We start from the raw sequence: 19,155 nt of genomic DNA on the forward strand, positions 1-19,155 counted from the left end.
CTTCAAAAAATAAATAGTTCCTGCATGCCCAACAATGTATAAACCACCTGCCAATTTTCCCGAAATAACCTGAAAGCTGTTTGTAATAGATTCGAGACTGATTGTGGGTTAATGTCCATGATCTGAGCGATTTCTTCCCGCTCCAGATTTTGATAGAACTGCAAATAAACCGCTTCTTTTTGTCGCTTGGGAAGTCGGTTGAGCAGACTGCTTACCTTATATTTAAGCTGCGCTTCACTCTCTTCGTCGATCAAAAAACGCTCGTGTGAGAGTTCCGCAAAATTCCAATCGTTTTCAAGGTTGACAGGTTCATCCTCTTTTATGATCTGTTGGCGAAACCCTTCCCGTACTACGCGTTTGCGAACCGAACTCAGCAGGTACGCCCGAACACTGTCGGGCGTACTGAGGCGATCGCGGCGCTGCCATACTTCAATGAATACCTCCTGTACACAATCTTTTACAAAATCTTCATCGCGCACAAACTTGTAGCCATAATTCTGTAAAGGATTGAAATATTTTTTGATAAGCTTGCCCAAAGCCAACTCGTTTCCGTTCTTCAACTGGATCCAGAGTTGAAGGTCAGAGAAAGTCGATTGATTGTCAGGTAGTTTCATCCTATTGGTTCCTCTCGAAGCCCTCTCGGGAATATGCCTTTGACGGCAGTTTTTCGTGAAGCAAGTTATTTTTTTCCTTTGTTCAGCGCAGCGTAACGGAGCAATCCTTCCAGATAGTAATAATCGGCATAGACAAGCGGAACGTCAATTTCTGAATTGCCCAACTTATGACCTGTACTGTGTTGCAAAATGAAATGGTTGTTTTTGCCCAATTCGGCTTTGTACGGTGGCTTTGAAAGACTTTCAAGCATTTGTACCGCTGAGTTGTAATACGTTTTGGCATCTTTGCCGCCATACGTACTCAACTCCAGCAATGCCGAAGCCGCAATGGCTCCTGCCGAAGCATCGCGTTCTTCGCCGGGTTTGCTATAATCCCAGTAAGGGATTTTATCGGCGGGAAGCGTAGGGTTATTTAAAATAAAGCCGGCAATATCGCGAGCCTGTTGAAGGTATTTCGGGTCTTTGGTTTCACGGTACATTACAGTATATCCATACAATCCCCACGCTTGTCCGCGCGACCAAGCCGATTCGTCGGCAGCGCCCTGGTGGTTTTTCTTGGCCAATACTTCCCCGTTGGGACCGTAACACAATACGTGGTAGGCGCTGTGGTCGGGACGATAATGGTTTTTGAGGGTATTGTCCGCGTGTGTTACGCTAAGGTTATAAAAGTCTTTGTTGCCGGATTCGCGCGCGGCCCAAAACAAAAACTCAAGGTTCATCATGTTGTCAATGATAACGGGATAATCATATCCGCCTTTGAAGCTGTTCCATGATTTGATCACGCCTCTTTTGGGGTCAAAACGTGTTGCAAGGGACTTTGCACCCGTCAACATGATGGGCTTGTAGGCTTCGTTTTTGGTCAGTCGATAGCCATTGCCGAAGGGGCAATAAATCATAAAACCCAAATCGTGCGTGCCCGTATTGTATTGTTCTTTTTCAACGGCCATTGTCCATTTGTGGGCGGCCTCTTTCCATTGCGGGGCTTTGGTGTACTCATAAATATACCAAAGTGAGCCTCCGAAAAATCCACTGCACCACCAACTGGATTTCATATCGCGCGGGGAACCATCAGGCAGTGTAGATTGCGGAAATTGGGTCAGGTCAGGGTGAGCGGCCAGCATGCCTTCGTATTGCTTGGCGGCAAACTCAAATTCTTTTTTTACATCAATTTTTGATTGGCTCCAAGCCGAAAAGGCCATCACACAGAGGCAGAGCAGGATTACTTTTTTCATTAACAGAGATCGTTAAATTAGCTAAAAGGAAAAACGGTGTAAAAATGGGAAAAGTACAAGTTTTAACTTAATAAATAATGCACTCGAAAATGAGCGCTTTTTTAGACTAAATGATAAATAGGTCTTTTCCTGCTTTAAAACTAAGGGGAAATTGCTATTTAAGCCAGAAAAAAGGCAAAAAAAATTAAAAATACGTGTTGTGGTTGTTTGCAAACGTAACCGCAAACGTTTGCGGTTTTTCTGAAAATGAATTTTATGTCTTCAAAAAATTAAATTATATTTGTACTATTAAACGTATAAAAAATCACATTTTTTCAGCCTGAGCCTTGGATTGACAAGCACCATTATATTGTAAAAATGATATTTCCATTGCCCCATGACCAAGAATACTCCCGTTACGATCAAAGACATTGCTCATGCGCTGAATCTATCCGCCTCTACCGTGTCCCGAGCTTTGCGCGGAATGCCCGAAATACATCCCGAAACGAGGCAGGCGGTGCTGCAATTGGCGCAGGAATGGGACTATCAACCCAACCAACTGGCGAAGAACCTCGTAAAAAGCCGGACTCGAACCATTGGCGTGATCTTGCCGACCTTGAGTTATTACTTTTTCTCTTCGGTTCTCAACAGCATTGAGGAGGCCGCCATGCAGGCCGGCTACAGCGTGGTGGTGTGTCAGACCAATGAATCGTACCTGCGTGAGGTGGCGCAGATCCAAAATTTGCTCAATAGCCAAGTAGAAGGCTTCATTATTTCACTGGCGCGCGATACGCAGGATCTTGACCATATTAACCGGTTGATACGGAAGCAAATTCCGGTGGTGATCTTTGATCGGTACGCAGAAGGAATAGAAACCTCCAAAGTGATCGTGGACAATAAGTTGGCCGCCTTTAAAGCTACCGAACACCTTATCGAAAACGGCTGCCGACGACTGGGATGCTTAGCCGGACCGCCCAATCTTTTGATCAGCAATCAACGATTGGAGGGATTTAAGGAAGCGCTGCAACAATATGATCTGCCCTTCAAAGAGCGTTATATATTTCACAGCGATTTTACGCAGGAAAATATCATGATGCAGGCCCTCAGTATGATGAGCTTACCCGAACCACCCGACGGCATTTTGACCATGAGCGACCGCATTGCCTTTTCGACCATGTATGCCCTTAAACAAAGAGGAATACGCATTCCGGAAGATGTGGCAGTGGTCAGTTTTAACAATGAACCTACCTGCGTGTATCTTTCGCCTTCATTGACGAGTGTCAATCAGTCGATTCAGGAAATGGGGTCGCAGGTAGTGAGACTGCTGTTGAAACAATTGGAGTCGGAACACTCTGTACCTGAGACCGTGACGTTGTCTACCCAACTGATGGTGCGGGAGTCATCCATGCCTTCCAAGAAAAAAGTCAGTTGATGTGTCACGCTTTTTATTTTATTTTGATGGGTAATTTAACCTCAGTAAAGTACTTTAATAAAGAATCATAAACGATTAACAGATAACCATTTAATAACGAAATGCAATCATGCAAAGACGTTCAGCAATCAGGAATTTAACCATGGCCGTTGGAGGACTTATAAGCCTTCCGACTTGGGCAGCGGGATGGACACCCGAATCCATTGGGCAACTTTCAACTTTATCTATCAGTGAAGAAGGCACGTTGGCCGAAATTGTAGAGACGATCATTCCCGAAACAACCACGCCCGGCGCGAAATCACTGAAAGTACATCAATTTGCGATGCGGATGATCAACGATTGTTATGGAGAAACGGCTCAAAAAGGATTGAAACAAGGCCTCACCACCACCGACGAGGCGGCCAAACAGGCGTATGGAAAGGCATTTGCCGAAATTGAGCCCAAGCAACGGTTGGACGTTCTTAAAAAGATGTCAGAATCTACAGACCCTGCCGCAAAACAGTTTGTGAACATGATCAAAGGCCTTACGATCCAAGGGTACCAGAACTCGGAATATGTGATGGTCAATATTCAGAAGTACAACATGGCTCCCGGCTTTTATCACGGATGTGTTCCCATCGCCAAGGCGCAGGGAAAGGCAGAGAAAAAAACAGACCGGTAAGAAGCCCGAAGTGAACCATTTATTTAATCCAAAAAATGTCTTATTTCAATATAGATTCTATCAAAGACCGCACGTTCGATGCCATCGTGATCGGTTCGGGTATTAGCGGAGGCTGGGCGGCCAAAGAGTTGACCGGCAAAGGATTACGCACGCTTGTGCTCGAACGCGGGCGCAATGTGCAGCACATTACGGATTATCCAACCACGCTGAAAAATCCGTGGGAGTTTGACCACTTGGGTCAAATGCCCAAAGCTATCAAAGATGCCAACCCGATTGTAAGCAGATGTTATGCATTCAACGAAGATGCGGCGCATTTTTTTGTGAAAGACGCTGACCATCCGTACGTACAGGAAAAACCGTTCGACTGGATTCGCGGCTATCAGGTGGGTGGAAAATCGCTCCTTTGGGCACGTCAAACGCAACGTTGGTCGAAGTATGATTTTGAAGGGCCGGCCCGCGATGGATTTGCGGTAGAATGGCCGATCAGTTATGATGAAATCGCCCCTTGGTATAGCTACGTAGAAAAATTTGCCGGGATCTCGGGAAACAAAGACGGTTTGCCGCAATTGCCCGATGGCGAATTTTTGCCGCCCCATGAGCAATCGTGCGTGGAGAAGTATTTCAGTGAGCAAATGGCGAAGCATTATAATGGCGCTCGTCCCATCATTATCGGACGCTGTGCGCACTTAACCAAGCCCAATCAAATCCACTACGACCAAGGCCGTGCGCAGTGTCAAAACCGGGCATTGTGTCAGCGGGGCTGCCCCTATGGTGGGTATTTCAGCAGCAATGCTTCCACTATTCCGTGGGCGCAACGCAGCGGCAAAATGACGCTCAAGCCTGATTCGGTTGTGCATTCGATCATTTTCGACGAAAAACTGAACAAAGCTACGGGCGTGCGTGTAATCGACGCCAAAACAAAAGAAGCGACCGAATACTACGCCAAAGTCATTTTTGTAAATGCAGCGGCGCTCAATACCAACCTGATTCTGTTGAATTCCAAGTCCAATCGTTTCCAAAATGGTTTGGGGAACGACAGCGGTGTATTGGGAAAATACGTGGCCTTCCACAATTACCGCACAAATATTTCGGGAGAATACGAAGGGTTTTTGGATACAACGACCGAAGGAATTCGTCCCAACAGTAGCTATATTCCCCGCTTCCGTAATGTGTTCAAACAGGAAACCAACTTTTTGCGTGGTTACGCAGCCGGTTTCAGCGCCAATCGTATGACGTACAACGACCGCTCAGGCATGGGTGAAGATTTGAAAAACAGCTTGGCCGAGAAAAAATACGGCAATTGGCGAGTCGGGTCGCACATTATGGGCGAAACCATTCCTAAGGAAACCAATTATGTAGCACTTGATCAAAAATTGACCGATCAATGGGGTATTCCGCAATTGAAAATCTCGGTTAGCTACGACGACAACGACGAGAAAATGATCAAAGATTTTCACGAACAGTTGACGGAGATGTTTACCAAAGCAGGTTTTACCAACATCAAAACCAACGATAATCCAACCAAAGCGCCGGGCCTCGACATCCACGAAATGGGTGGCTGCCGCATGGGAAAAGACCCTAAAACATCGATGCTGAATAATTTCAATCAACTTCATGCCTGCAAAAACGTATTCGTTACCGACGGCGCCTGCATGACTTCTACCTCCACGCAAAACCCATCCCTGACCTACATGGCCCTCACCGCCCGCGCGGCAGACTACGCTGTGAAGCAGTTGAAGGCGAAGAATTTGTAGTAGCGAAGTCAATCAAAACAAAAAAGAGCGAGGCATTGCTTCGCTCTTTTGCATTATGTTTTCATCAACAACGTATTTGACGTAATTCATAGCCTCAGTTGATGAAAACTACTGCCAACGCACTGATTTTTAAATATTTGATTTTTACAGTATTTTGCTGTGAGAAAAAGTGGGAAGTGGGGGATATCAACAACGGCTTAAAATATTTGAGCAGGTAACAATAATAAAACCATTGAGGAAATGTATAAAGAAACGATTGGGAGAGTGTTTAATTAATCTAAGTTGCCAGTTAATCGATTCCACTAAAGTAAAAGTAAATAGTGTCAGTGCCACTTTAAGTAAGAATCCTTTTTGAGTGACTGTATGAATCTTTCTGAGGAATAAATTGGTGATTTCACTAAATGTAGTTTCAATGGGTTTACGATGATGTTTTATCAGGAAATTGATCCAAGGCGGATGCGGTCTTCTAGAGTTTGATTTTCCGGCAACATATAATTGAATATCATCGGCAATTTTAAGGTCTTCTTCCAACAAATAGTCAGTAAAGCCACTGTCTAAATAGGCTTCTGACCCTTGGGGTAAGTCTAACGGAAGTTGTCGTAAGCCATCAATTTCTGCCATTACCGGTTAACCTTACATTCTTGATTAAATCGCCTATCATTTTTGTTCCGGTTAAGCTCAAACCAGTTCAAATATTTAAGCGGTTAAGAGTATGCAAATCTCCATTCGCCTAGTATAATATTTATTTTTGACATTGCTAATAATAAATCAGGGTCATTTTGAAAAGCCCTTGTGTAATCAGGTTCAAACATTCCTTTTGCATTATCAATGCCATAATTATTACTCTCCATCCAAATATCTGATGGAATAACTATTACAACTGGTAAATTCATTTTGTTTTGATTTAAAAAAAAAAGAAAATAAAATGTGCCGCCTTTATCGCATTTTGGCTTTGCGTTGTTGTCAAAAAGGTTGTTTTATTGAGGGATAGCTTAGGCAATAAAACAATTGTTGAACAGTGTCGCCTGCTGTAATTTCAAACTATATATCAATCGCATTCAAATGCCTTATATTCAATGGTTTACCCAAGTACAGTTTCACATACTTACTGCTTGCTGCGCGATCAATGTCTTTAGACTGGACCGATGCAGTCAGTATAATGATTCTACATTTATTGGTTACAGTTAAATTAAATTTTTCAAATTCTTCCAAAAACTCAAATCCATTCATAATAGGCATGTTAATGTCTAAAAAAATGATTTCAGGTAATTTGCCTTCAAGCTCAGGAGTGGCATGTGCCTGAAGATAATCCAATGCTGCCTGTCCTGTGTTAAATACATCAATTGTGTCAGCAAATGAGTTAGACTTAATGATTTCTTCGTTGATGACATTGTCAGTTTCGTTATCATCAATGAGCATGATTCGTTTGTAGGATGCCATATTGTTAAATATTTTAATTATGTGAGAGAAAAACGCCACCCCCTCAGCGAAGTGATAGAAACGTTTTTTGAATGGATTCTATAAAGTTTTTCAGCTTATCACTGCTATAAGTCACTTTTAATCTCCTTTCATTTTATCTCTTAAACTCTTTGGTCTTTCATTTGTCCATAATTCATTGATATGACTCATACAGGCTTCCTTCGTGCCGGAAAAACCTACATCATTCCAACCTAATGCATTGGGTTTGTCAGCAGGATAGATACTGTACATTTCTTCGTGATTTATCACGACTTTGTAAATTATGTTGTTTTCCATGATTGAAAATTTTTAATAAAATGATGAAATTGAATTGATAAACACAGTGCCGCCTTTATCGCCCCGAGTATTCGGAGGCTTTGCGTTGTTAGTAATCGGATGATTTTGAGAAAAAACTCCACCCTGAGTACGGAAGTACCATTAATTTTCGATTCGAATATTGTAAGGAATCAGTTTTGAATTTTCGCATTTTAAATTGTAGGAAACGGTCTTACCGCCTGCCAATTTGGTCAATGAACTTGGTTCAACATCAGCAATATTAAACCAAAATCCAATAGCGGCATTGGACTCATCTATGATACAAGCCCAACGTTTTGTTGCATCTTTAAACTCTTTCAATAGCCCTTTTCGTCTATCTACAATGCTATGAAGTTCTTTTACGGTAGCATGATTGTACTTTATGTCTGCTTTGACTGTGATAATTTGGTTTTCTTGAAAGTTGGGATTCTCGCTCACATCATAGACAGCGGACATAACTTTTTCATTAAAAAAAATATCAAGATAAAGTAAATTCTCTTCTGCATAAAACTCATCTACTCTTGCCAAAAGGCTACTATTCCTGGCACTAACAGGTGTAGTACAAATCTGAATGTTAGTAGCATACACGCGATGGTCGGTGAATCTGATTTTTTGAAAACTCACCAATTTTCCCTCCATATTTTGTTTTTGCAGTTCGGTGGACAAATCCTGTGCTTCAAATGCCATTTTGATATCATCATAGTTTGTCAACGTGATGTATCCTTTGAGTCCGTCAGGTTCCATTTGCACACTACCTACATATTCAGAGGGTGGTATTACCTCAATATCGGCAAGATAGGCTGTGCTGATGCTGCCGCCACTCACTCCGGAGGTCACATCCCTTATTGTGTCTAATTCAACACGACCAAAAGAAAATAATGAGCCGCGTTGAGTCAGAGTAACATCCGTTATATCTGCGAATCTGAGAGGATAATTCAGCATTTTTCCCAGAATAAAGATAGAACCATCTTCTTTCCGATAGGCGACTCCGCCGTCGAGCGTTTCAATTGCCATAATAATTAAGTTTTTAAATGTGAAAAACAGTGCCGCCTTTATCGTATTTTGGCTTTGCTTTAGTGCCTGAATGGTGTGAAATACTGAGGGGGTTAATACAACAAACTGAATAAACAAACGCGTTAAAAACGGGTAAGATAGTAGGTACAACTGCCTAACCTGCACCTACATTGTTTGAACAGCTTTGGCACATCTCTACCAAGCAGGAGAAAAGGATTTACTCTACAGTGCTGAAAATTTTTCCAACACCCTGCTTTGGATACGCTTATAAACTCAAATCATGTATAATATCAAATTTGCCGCTTATTTGTCGTCGCGTTTGTGACTGTTGTTCCCCATTTTCAAATTTCATAAGAAACGGCACACTCTTGACTCCGTACCTGCTCCTTACTTCTACATTCGCTTCAATGTCTAATTTGACGAATTTTACTCTTCCTTGGTGGCTGTTTTCCAATTCTAATACAATGGGGTTGAGCACTTTGCAGGGACCAGCCCAAGTCATGTAGAAAAAAACTACTACGGGCACTTGGGACTGTAATACTTCAGCTTCAAAGTTGTTATCTGTAACTTCTGTCATCGTTAAATGATTTTTAAATAAAATATTAAGAGAATAGTGCCGCTTTTATCGCATTTTGGCTTTGCGTTGTTTGCAATTTGGTTGTTTTGAGAAAACAGCCTTGTAGTACAAATGTGGTAATACGAGACTTTACCTTTTTCTACCTTTATAAACCCAGCTTGTTCATTTCGCTTTTAATATCATTGCTTTTAAAAGGCTTTACAAGAAAAGCCTCTACGCCTGCTTCTTTTGCAGCAGCAATGACGTCCGGATTTTTGACACCCATCATCAAAATAAACGAGGTACCTCGCTGTTTTTCGTCGGCGCGAACTTTTGCAAATAGTTGTAAGCCTGTCATTGACTCCATTTTGTGATTCGCTATGATAAGGTCGTAACTACTGCTACGTAACTTCTCTAATGCTGAAGCACCACTGTTTGATTCTTCTACATTGTTTAATCCAAGTTGTCCTAATAAGCTGCGCACACTACGGCGCATTGCCGCGACTTCGTCAACGATTAATATTTTGTCTGCCATTTTAATAAAATAGGTAATAAGTGAAATAAATTGAATGATTATCCCTCAATAGCGAGGCTTGCGTTTTAAATCAGTTGAATACACGTTGATTGCCCGTCGTTTGTCCAATTCTTCGATGATTTGTTTTTTTTATATGTCTTTTTGGTTCTTTTGTCGCTTTTAAAAAATTATTTTTGCCTTTGTACTATAAAAGTAGACGATTGAACAGGTCGTGTCCAAATGCAGAAGATCACTGTACGTAGAAAGGCTTTTCTTGTCAATAAAACGGGGTAAATCCGCAGCGAAAAAATCAACGGATAGACAATCCATCTTAGCACTGCTTTAAAATATAAATGAAGATTCTATGAAAATCCACACCCTTATTGTTGACGATGACCCACATTGGCGTTTGGTCTTTGAAAAATTTGCCGGTGTAAATCCTCTAATCGAAGTCGTTGGCAGCTGTGATTCCGCCGTGGAGGCTTACGGCCTATTGATGGAGAAAGAAATAGATTTGCTTATCTGCGACATCGAAATGCCCGAGATGTCGGGTTTGGAGTTTGTAAAAAGCCTGAAATCGCCCCCTTTAGTTATTTTTGTTACGGCGCACCGAGATTATGCACTGGACTGTTACGAGGTGGCACCGATTGACTTTTTACTCAAACCCTCCGACTTGCCCCGTTTTCTTAAAGCCATCGAAAAAGTGCGCCTACACTTAGACACTGCACCCGAAACATCGGCTATTAGTCCTTATTTTTTCATCAGAGACAGCAACGGCTATGTACAAGTGCGCTACAACGATATATTGTACATGGAAGCAAAAAACAACACCATACACATTGTCGCAAAAGACGACACCTATACCCCCACTTTGACACTATCGAAATTGGAAGAGAAACTGAAAAGTGATATTTTTTTGCGGGTACATCGTTCGTTTTTGGTGCACCGCGAGGCGATTGCGCGTATCAACAAAAACGAAATTGTCTTGACCGATGGCACAGAAATCCCGATTGGCGACCAATACCGCAATAAAATCAATCAAAAACATATTGAGAGTTACAGGGTTCTGCGTGGTTAACAGCCCCCTCAATATAAAGTAAGATATCTACACAGTCAACTAAAAATAGATCAATAGTGAAAAGAATTTCTACTATTTGGGCATTGCTTTGGGTCTCTATGTCTTCCATTTGCGCCCAAAAAAACGCACCACAAGTTGCCCAACTTACGCCAACTGCTAGTTTGGAAAAGGCTTTTCATGCGGCGGCTTCCGACAAAGAACGGGTGGCTATACTGCTTAACGAAAATTATGAAAAATACTTAGGGCAAACCGACCAAGCCCTCGTGCTGTATCAAAAAGGTTTGCAAATAGCGCAACAAATGGGCGATAACAAAAAAACAGTACAACTCATGCTTGACATTGCGAATTTCTATCAGGCTGGGAAATTGAACGAATACGAGGCTTTTGAATGGTATCAAAAAGCTTTGAATGTGGCCGAAAAAGCAGCCTATCATGAAACCTGTGCCTCTGTTTGTAACAGCATCGGTTTTGTTTATTACCATCAAGGTTTTCGGGATAAAATGTATGAATATCAATTAAAATCAATTGATTTTGCTGAAAAAACCGATTTTCCACATCCTCACTATTTCATTACTTTATTGTACCATTATACCTCTGACAATCGCATAGACGAGGCTTATGCAGTGGGTGAAAAACTGACGCGGCTCGAAAAAAAAGGCTATTTCAAAGCAAAAGATAAATTGCAGTTTTATGGTTATTTTTTGCGGGTCTTAAAAAAAATGCCCGATAAAACGCAAGCAGTAAAAGTTTATACCCATAAAATACAGGCAATGATTGATACAATAGACTTGGGTAATAATGTTGCTGATATTGACAATGTTGCTTTTTTTTGTTTAGATGTCAATCGCCCCGATATGACTATAAAATTAGCAACTAAATTATTGACTTTAAAAACAAATCGTAAAACACAGGAATTCAAAGCCGACGGTCATAAATATCTGGCAGAAGCCTACGAAATGCTGGGCAACTACCCACTCAGTATCAAACACTACAAAGAATATGCAGAAGCCAGAGTTGGCTTTATGACGACTGCATTGAAGAATCAGTCACGAGAAAAAGTACTGATGGTGGAATCTGAAAAAGCCCTTTTGGTGAAACAAAATGAAGTAGATAAACAAAGGTGGTTGGCGATTTCAGGTTTTTGTATAGCTGTTGTCATGTTGTTGGGCATCCTCGTTGTTTATTATTTCTATAAACGCGAACAAAAGACAAAACAAGAATTGGCCAAACTTAATGCTGCAAAAGACAAACTGTTTGCCCTCATTAGCCACGATTTGATGTCGCCACTTGCCAATTTTAAAGCACTTTTGATGCTGCCTGCTTGGGGCTTGATTAGTCAAGCTGAGTTTGAAACCCTTGTCAAAGACCTCAGTATCAAAGCGCACAATCTGTACAGTACCTGTGAAAATATGTTGCATTGGGCAATTACGCAGATGGAAGGCATGAAAACAAAGGTCGAAATTATAAACGTAGCAGCGGTCATCAATGAACAAATTAGTCTGTTAGAGCCAATAGCCAAAGGCAAACAGATTGAAATACAGCAATTTATTCCCGATGATATCACCTTAGAAGTGGATAAAAACCATTTTGTGCTCATCATCAGGAATCTTTTACAAAATGCTCTGAAATTCACACACACTCAAGGTGCTGTCGTTTTCAAAGCCGAAAATGATTCCTTTGGTAAGGGGGGTAAAAGGCTGATGATTCAAGACAACGGTATCGGTATGTCGTCCGAAATCATGTCTCAACTGTTTCAAATAGATAAAAACACCAATCGTGCAGGCACATCAAAAGAGCAAGGTACAGGTTTGGGTTTGATATTGACTAAGGAGTTGGTGGAACTCAATCGCGGGCAAATTGATGTGACAAGCACCGTCGGACGTGGGACAGCGTTTACACTGGCGTTTTAGTACCTTTTTGAAACCTCGCTGACGTTAGGACTAAAACATGAATATTCGAGAGGATATCACAACTTCCGTTGTGCGTAGTGTTCGGTAGAACACTGCGTACTGAATATAAGAGGCCGTTTATAACGGCCCTTCCAAGCCAACCAAACTCGCCAAGCATCTTACTTTCATAATAATTCTATTTCTAAAAGCCCTTTTTGATTGCTCATGTAATCTCGTGCTGAAGAATACCTGTATTCCCACGGCTCATCTACTAATCCTGCTTTTACAGGATTATCGTGTATATAAGACAATTTTTGGTCGATAAATTTATTACTCATCAACTCTAAGGAGGGATGATTCTCCTGTTGCCGGAAGGCCCTCACCGCCCGCGCGGCAGACTACACCGTGAAGCAGTTAAAGGCAAAGGATCTGTAGAGGATTGCTTTATCTGTGAGCTTTTACTTCTACAAAAACCTGTTCCCAATCCAAAGCCGGGGTGGGCCAACTTTGAAGTAAGCAATTGGTGTAAACAGCATAAATATGAGTTGGGCAGGTGTTTGGGGTGAGTATTCCAAACACCTGCCTTATCTTTTGAACTAATTAATCGCAGGTCAATAACTCAATAGATTCTCTGCTTCAAGCCTTTATCCCAATTTCAATTCCACCTTAAAACCTTTGTCATACGTTGCGGTCAGGATTGCGTCCAATTGAGATGCGCGCATCTGCATGTTGCTGAGGCCCAGCCCATCCGACGACGTGGCGGTTGGGGATTGGGAGCCATTATCATGAATAAGCAAATGAAGGCGGTTTTTTTGCTCAGTAAACAAAATAGCGACATGTGTAGCGTCGGAGTGCTTCACGATATTGGTGATAGCTTCTTTAAAGATCAGGTAGATATTTTGCCTTCTTTGAGGATCAATGAATTTTCGGGCATCATCAATATCAATGATAAAATCGTGCGTGATTTGCTTTCTGTTGAGGCTTTTTTCGGCAAATGCCCGCATACGATCAATGAGGTTCTCGTATTTATCTTTTCGGGAATCAATCGTCCAAACCGTGTCACGCATGCGTTCCATGGCATCATGGCTCATGCTACTGAGTTCGTTCAATGATTCTTTTTGCTCTTCTTTGGCAGTTAATGCCATCATCTGAGATTGCATGGCTAAACCGCCCAAAATAGAACCGACATCATCGTGCAGGTCGCTGGAGATTTTCATCCGAATCACTTCCATCGCTCTGATCTTTTCTATTCCCTGCAAGATCCGATATTGGATAAAAGTATAGATCAATCCACCAATGACAACGGTATACAGCAAATAACACCACCACGTTTTCCACCAAGGCGGACGAATGGTGAAGGAATAGGCCTCTTCTTTACTCCACACTCCTTCTTCGTTCATGGCTTTTACTTTGAACGTGTAGTTTCCGGGCGATAAGTTGCCGTAAGTTGCTTCCGAACGCCGGGTGATTGCACTCGGGTTGTTTTCCAATCCTTCCAACTGATACTGATAGCTAATGGCTTGCGGAGAATGCGTATTGGTACCTGCAAACTCGAAGGTAAGAAAGTTGTTATTGTACGCCAGACTCAATTTTTCAGGAATCCTCTGCCATTGAGATAATCTTTCAAACGTAAAGTCATAGACGGCAAATCCATTTTTTAAGACAAAATTGGTGTCCTTTTTCCACGCAATAGCCTCATTATACAGTTTTATATCGGTAAGCTGAACGGTAGGTACTTCGGGATTTGGCTTGTCTTGCCGAGGATGATAAATCGTCAGACGATCCAGTTTGGGTATCCAGAGATCGCCGTTTTTTGTTTCAAGGAGATAATACCGTCCTTCAGCAAAACCCGTATTCCCGTTTTCGGGAGTATATTGTTTGAAAAAAGGTTGTACCGGATCGTAGGGATTCGCAGCCATTTTTTCCAATTCTTTTTTGGACAACTTATCCAATCCCGTACGCGCGGAAATCCAGAGATTTCCCGCTTTGTCTTCCCGCAAACCAAATACTGTATTGTGGCTCAAACCTTCCGCCTCGGTAAAATGCCGCAAGGTTTGATTACGTACATCCAAACGGGTAATTCCTCCGCCTAAGGTGCCAAACCAAAAATCTCCTCGTTGATCTTCCACAATACTTTCAAATATACCGAAACTCATGCCTTCTTTTTCGGTATAATTCGTAAACGTACGGCCGTCTTTATCCAATCGGGAAACACCCCCAAATGTACAAAACCACATATTCCCGGCTCTGTCCTGAAAGATCCGAATGACTTGGTCATGACAAAGCCCCTGCTGCACCGTAAAATGCGTCCGCGTTTGAGTACCCTGATTGATTCGAAATACGCCTCCCGTTTCGCGGGAGCTATACCATACATTTCCCGCCCTGTCTTCAAAAATACAGACAACAAAACTGCCGCTTTCGGGAAAGTGGGTGATGGTTTTGCGGTCAGCATTAAGCCGTACCATCTCATTGTATAAGGAACCTACCCAAATATTGCCTTCTTTGTCTTCCAATAAAGTAAGTGCGCTGTCGTGGCTGAGTCCTTCTTTCGGAGTATAATTGGTGATTATTTTTTGGCCAAAATCAAAGTAGGTCAATCCACCACCCGCTTCCGAACCCACCCAAATATTATGATTTCGGTCTTCAATCATGCTTCTGACCGTATTGCTCACTAAGCCATCCTGCTTGGTAAGGGTACTAAACCTTCTACTGTATTTTACGAGCCCTTTATAACTCCCAAACCAAAGGTTACCGGCAGGGTCTTCAACGATAGACGAAATTTCGTCGTCAATCAGTCCTTCTTTGGACGTGATATGGGTGAGAGTACGACCCGTTTTATCGAGACTAAATACCCCGCCGGGCAGCGCCCCAAACCAAATTGTACCTGCCTGATCTTCCAAAACATTATTTATCCAACTACCGATCAGCCCTGTGGTGTGGTAAAAATTTTTACCATCAAATTTGGTCACGCCGCTCCAGGTAGCCAGCCAAAGGTTGCCGGCCCTGTCCTTTGTCAAATGCATAATGGAATTGTCAGTTAGCCCTTCTTTTTTGGTATAATGAAAGAAGCTTTTTCCGTCGTATTTGATGAGTCCTTCGGCCTGCGTTCCAAACCAGATATTTCCCGAGCGGTCTTCTGCCATCGTGAATACTTTCACCGCCAAGCCCTGTTTCTTTGTAAAATGAGTAAAGGTTTTTCCCGATTTATCTAATTTAGAGGCCCCGTTGCTTTGCGTGGAAAGCCAAATATTGCCTTGGCGGTCTTCCAAAATTCCGGTGATATGATTATCACTCAATCCTCCCCTGACGGTATAATTGGTAAACGTTCTTCCGTCGAACTTAGAAAGGCCATCCCGACACCCAAACCACATGTTTCCGGCACGGTCTTCGAAGATCCATTCTATAAAATTATCTATCAACCCCTGACGGGTCGTGTAGTTTTCAAAGGTCTTCCCATTATATTTCGAAATTCCGTTAAACGTTCCAAACCACATATTTCCTGCTTTATCCCGGCACATGGTGTGAATTTGGGTTTCCACTAATCCTTGTAATAATCCAAAGAGAATAAAATTATACGGATTATATTCTTTGGTATAGGGCTGCTGCGCCGATACCACCTGTGGCGGCTTTGCAGAAACGGTTACAGGAATAGCCGGAACGACTTCAGGCAGAAGAAAAGAATCCTGCCCGGGTGTCTTTACGACGGGAATTCCGACAACTGCCACGACAATATGGGCGGGTCGGCTACGGTCTTTGATCGGGAATACAGCAGGTTTCCCTACAGTCACTGATTTTTGAGCACCTAACGAAATTACCTTCGGAGGCGGCAAGGTGTCGGTCGCAATGACACGGCCTTTCGTTCTTATTACTCCGGAAGCGGGAGCGGAGCTATCCTGACGTTCTGACTGATTACAGGAATACAGCAGGTGAAGCAGCACAAGGTAAACAATGCGAGAAAGAGATTTTTCACGTTTCAAAGTAAAGCAAAGGGCTAAGGTGGTATTACCAAAGATAGGAAACAGTTGCTTCTTTACCTTAACTAAGTCGAATTTATTTACCCGATCTGCCCCTTCATGTACTTTGTAATGGCTTCCGTTTTATTATTGACCTGCAACACTTTATACATTTTCTTGATGTGCGACCGTACAGTTTCAACCGAAATAAACAACTTTTCAGAGATAGCCCCGTAGCTTTTGCCATCCACCAACATTTCCAGAATTTCTTTTTGCCGATCGGTTAAAATACTGGCTTTACTTACGCGGCCGCCCATAAGATGATTGACGATCTCGCGGGCAATGGACGGCGACATGTACGATCCGCCATTGACGACAATCCGCAACGCATCTACGATTTCCGTCAGGCCGGCTTTCTTAGATATGTATGAACATGCTCCTGAGCATAGTGCTTTCAGGATAATGTCCTCTTCTTCGTAGGTCGTCAGCATTACAACGTTAACATCGGGCAGGCGCTCAAATATGTAAGGCAAAGCCTCAATGCCCGACATGCCGGGCAAACCGATATCTAATAAAATAATATCCATCGTCAGGCGCGGGTCAAGGTCGAGCGCTCGAAAAAACGATTCAACGGAAGCGTGTACCATCGTCACTTCAAATTCTTCATGAAAGCCGATGAACTTGGACACATTGTCCCGGATGACTTTATTGTCTTCTATAATGCTGATTTTGGCAGGTGTCATACGTTAGGAAATTTAGACAAAAGTAAAACGTGGCTGCGTAGAAAGCTATCACCCTGTCGGGTGATTTTGCACAAAAAACTCACTTCATTTTTCACCTTTCGGGGTGATTGTTCAGCCTTCTGATTTCGGGCAATTTTGTGGCGTTCAATTATCGTTTTACTCTCCAAATAACCCTTAATAATGAAAAACAAAGCATTTAATTTTCTGCAGGTAATGAGCCTGATGACACTATGGTTTGTATTGACCGGCGTTTCACGGGCTCAGGCCCAGCCCGTCAAACTGGTCAACCGATGGAAAAACGAAGCCATCGGTATCATCAACGGTAAGCCCGTAAGCACTGCTACGGCCACCGACACATGGGTCATTGAAAAAACGGGGGAAGGCAATTTTGTACTCCTCAAAAACGCAACGACCGGCACGTACCTGCACAATCAAAACGGGCCGCTCGAAGCAGGAGCCATTCAGCCGGGATGGTGGAGCGCCCAATGGACAATGAATGCCGTAGACGGCCATTTTCAAATCATTAACCGTTGGAAAGGCACTTATCTGCACAATCAAAACGGCCCGCTGGAACTGGGTGCTTTGGGAAACCCCGGCTGGTGGAGTGCTCAGTGGAAAACGGTGACCACTGATGATTTTCACATGATCGTAGCCTCTGATACCCAATATCCCTGGTTTCAGAATATCGTTAAAGAACCCAATGATGTTGATAAAGCAAAGAGATTATCCGAGCAATACAACCAAGAGTTTTTGAAAACGATGAACGAACTGACAAGCCAATTGGGAAACGTGAAAGGGGTAATTTTCAATGGGGATTTAACCAATTTTGGTCATAAATGGCAACTGGACAGATTTAAAGAAATATACAGCGGCCTCAAGGCTCCCATGCATGTATCTCTGGGAAATCACGATTACGCCAATAATGTAGATGATACCTACGAAAATGCCGCCGCCAATACCATGGTGGAGTACATGACAGAACAGTTGAAAGCCAAAAACTATCCCAATTCCGACTACAAAGTGCGTGATTTTTTTGAAGGGACACTCGTCACCGAAATTTCGGGGAGTTTGTCCTATTCGTGGGATGAAGGGAATGTCCATTTTGTGCAACTGCAATACTATCCGCTTTACGAACGGGAATGGAGCAACTACGTGACCATTGGAGCGGCTAAACGAAAAACGGTAAAAATCACGAACTCGTTTCAATGGCTGGCTGCCGATTTGGCCAAAGCCCGTAATGCCGGAAAAGCCATTATTGTGCTTTTCCACGACCCTTACGAACACTGGAGCGACTTATATATAAAAGGGAGTAAAACGGAGGGCGCAACTCTAAAAAAGCGAGATGATGCCGATGCAAAATCTACCGAACTTACCAACCTCCTCAAAACCTATCAGGTGTCGGCAGTTTTTGGAGGGCACGTTCATGAAAATCACGGCTTAGCCACAAGAGATTATCGCAATTCAGGCGTGCCCTTGTTTTATTCCGGCTCTGCCGATTACAACCATTACCTCCTGACAAAATTTGACAAAAATAAAATGACCGTTGAAAAAGTAACCAGTGCAGATGGGGTTGTGAAACGGGAGAATATTGGTGAATACCCCCTTTTCACGCCTAAACCAAGCACTCCCGTAGCTGTACCTAAAGAAGATGGCTACGTGACATTTTTCAACGAAGGCGGCTATGTAGCCCGGTATTTCCTGCACTATTTCCAAGTGGTCAATGGTGTGAAGCTCCCTTTTGTAAAAGCTACCGATAATCTGTCCTTGGGAAACAAAGTCACCTTTCCCATCCCAAGTGATGCCACCGATATCATGGTCACCGGACAATGCGACACAGTGGTAAAATGGGCCGATATTTTCAGTCAAAAGTACACTGCTGCCCCCAAGGTCTGTATCAAAACCTATGGCACCTTCGTGGCTCCCAAATGGAACAATGAGTGTAATTAACAAGTCCTTCATTGTC

General features: G+C 42.8%; 17 protein-coding genes. 6 read left to right on the forward strand and 11 right to left on the reverse strand.

What is annotated here, in order from left to right; translation table 11 throughout:
• Nucleotides 1-2: 2 nt before the first annotated feature.
• Together ACQY73_RS12270 and ACQY73_RS12275 are read right to left on the reverse strand one after the other, a co-directional pair.
• Nucleotides 3-614: an RNA polymerase sigma factor gene (locus ACQY73_RS12270; protein ID WP_428666148.1), complete on the reverse strand. Its 612-nt coding sequence runs from the start codon at nucleotides 612-614 to the stop codon at nucleotides 3-5.
• A 65-nt stretch (nucleotides 615-679) separates the two neighbouring features.
• Nucleotides 680-1,846, reverse strand: coding sequence for a glycoside hydrolase family 88 protein (locus ACQY73_RS12275; protein WP_428666151.1), 1,167 nt, complete (start codon nucleotides 1,844-1,846; stop codon nucleotides 680-682).
• A 376-nt stretch (nucleotides 1,847-2,222) separates the two neighbouring features.
• Here ACQY73_RS12275 and ACQY73_RS12280 point away from each other — a divergent pair, with 376 nt between their 5' ends.
• From ACQY73_RS12280 to ACQY73_RS12290, 3 genes are all read left to right on the forward strand, one after another.
• The gene (locus tag ACQY73_RS12280) at nucleotides 2,223-3,257 is read left to right on the forward strand and encodes a LacI family DNA-binding transcriptional regulator (protein ID WP_428666154.1); all 1,035 of its coding nucleotides are present in this window, start codon (nucleotides 2,223-2,225) and stop codon (nucleotides 3,255-3,257) included.
• A 109-nt stretch (nucleotides 3,258-3,366) separates the two neighbouring features.
• On the forward strand, nucleotides 3,367-3,918 hold the full coding sequence (locus ACQY73_RS12285) for a gluconate 2-dehydrogenase subunit 3 family protein (RefSeq protein WP_428666157.1): 552 nt from the start codon (nucleotides 3,367-3,369) through the stop codon (nucleotides 3,916-3,918).
• 35 nt (nucleotides 3,919-3,953) lie between these two features.
• A complete protein-coding gene (locus ACQY73_RS12290; protein WP_428666160.1) occupies nucleotides 3,954-5,672 on the forward strand; it encodes a GMC oxidoreductase in 1,719 nt (572 codons plus the stop codon).
• A gap of 186 nt (nucleotides 5,673-5,858) precedes the next feature.
• Here ACQY73_RS12290 and ACQY73_RS12295 read toward each other — a convergent pair whose 3' ends face one another.
• The 7 genes from ACQY73_RS12295 to ACQY73_RS12325 all read right to left on the reverse strand — a co-directional run bounded on the left by ACQY73_RS12295 (nucleotide 5,859) and on the right by ACQY73_RS12325 (nucleotide 9,550).
• The gene (locus ACQY73_RS12295) at nucleotides 5,859-6,293 is read right to left on the reverse strand and encodes a hypothetical protein (RefSeq protein ID WP_428666163.1); all 435 of its coding nucleotides are present in this window, start codon (nucleotides 6,291-6,293) and stop codon (nucleotides 5,859-5,861) included.
• An 83-nt stretch (nucleotides 6,294-6,376) separates the two neighbouring features.
• Nucleotides 6,377-6,565 carry a DUF6175 family protein gene (locus ACQY73_RS12300; protein WP_428666166.1) on the reverse strand — a complete coding sequence of 63 codons (189 nt, stop codon included), beginning with the start codon at nucleotides 6,563-6,565 and terminating at the stop codon, nucleotides 6,377-6,379.
• 148 nt (nucleotides 6,566-6,713) lie between these two features.
• Entirely contained in the window at nucleotides 6,714-7,112 is a 399-nt protein-coding gene (locus ACQY73_RS12305; protein ID WP_428666169.1) for a response regulator, read from the reverse strand.
• A gap of 117 nt (nucleotides 7,113-7,229) precedes the next feature.
• Nucleotides 7,230-7,427, reverse strand: coding sequence for an MbtH family protein (locus tag ACQY73_RS12310; RefSeq protein ID WP_428666171.1), 198 nt, complete (start codon nucleotides 7,425-7,427; stop codon nucleotides 7,230-7,232).
• A 141-nt stretch (nucleotides 7,428-7,568) separates the two neighbouring features.
• A complete protein-coding gene (locus ACQY73_RS12315) occupies nucleotides 7,569-8,459 on the reverse strand; it encodes a hypothetical protein (RefSeq protein ID WP_428666174.1) in 891 nt (296 codons plus the stop codon).
• 265 nt (nucleotides 8,460-8,724) lie between these two features.
• On the reverse strand, nucleotides 8,725-9,036 hold the full coding sequence (locus ACQY73_RS12320; RefSeq protein ID WP_428666177.1) for a thioredoxin family protein: 312 nt from the start codon (nucleotides 9,034-9,036) through the stop codon (nucleotides 8,725-8,727).
• Nucleotides 9,037-9,181: 145 nt separating this feature from the next.
• Nucleotides 9,182-9,550 (reverse strand): response regulator, encoded by a 369-nt coding sequence (locus ACQY73_RS12325; protein ID WP_428666179.1) that lies wholly within the window; start codon nucleotides 9,548-9,550, stop codon nucleotides 9,182-9,184.
• A gap of 343 nt (nucleotides 9,551-9,893) precedes the next feature.
• Here ACQY73_RS12325 and ACQY73_RS12330 point away from each other — a divergent pair, with 343 nt between their 5' ends.
• Both ACQY73_RS12330 and ACQY73_RS12335 read left to right on the forward strand, forming a co-directional pair.
• Complete coding sequence (locus tag ACQY73_RS12330; protein WP_428666182.1) at nucleotides 9,894-10,607, forward strand: LytR/AlgR family response regulator transcription factor; 714 nt, start codon at nucleotides 9,894-9,896, stop codon at nucleotides 10,605-10,607.
• A 56-nt stretch (nucleotides 10,608-10,663) separates the two neighbouring features.
• Entirely contained in the window at nucleotides 10,664-12,517 is a 1,854-nt protein-coding gene (locus ACQY73_RS12335) for a tetratricopeptide repeat-containing sensor histidine kinase (protein WP_428666185.1), read from the forward strand.
• A gap of 623 nt (nucleotides 12,518-13,140) precedes the next feature.
• Here the strand turns inward: ACQY73_RS12335 and ACQY73_RS12340 are convergent.
• Nucleotides 13,141-16,473 carry a sensor histidine kinase gene (locus ACQY73_RS12340; protein WP_428666188.1) on the reverse strand — a complete coding sequence of 1,111 codons (3,333 nt, stop codon included), beginning with the start codon at nucleotides 16,471-16,473 and terminating at the stop codon, nucleotides 13,141-13,143.
• 77 nt (nucleotides 16,474-16,550) lie between these two features.
• The gene (locus ACQY73_RS12345; RefSeq protein ID WP_428666191.1) at nucleotides 16,551-17,192 is read right to left on the reverse strand and encodes a response regulator; all 642 of its coding nucleotides are present in this window, start codon (nucleotides 17,190-17,192) and stop codon (nucleotides 16,551-16,553) included.
• A 180-nt stretch (nucleotides 17,193-17,372) separates the two neighbouring features.
• On the opposite strand from ACQY73_RS12345, the gene ACQY73_RS12350 reads away from it, so the two are divergent.
• On the forward strand, nucleotides 17,373-19,139 hold the full coding sequence (locus tag ACQY73_RS12350) for a metallophosphoesterase (protein WP_428666194.1): 1,767 nt from the start codon (nucleotides 17,373-17,375) through the stop codon (nucleotides 19,137-19,139).
• The last annotated feature ends 16 nt before the right edge of the window (nucleotides 19,140-19,155 follow it).

This window comes from Runella sp. (genome assembly GCF_965279615.1).
Taxonomy (GTDB): Bacteria; Bacteroidota; Bacteroidia; order Cytophagales; family Spirosomataceae; genus Runella.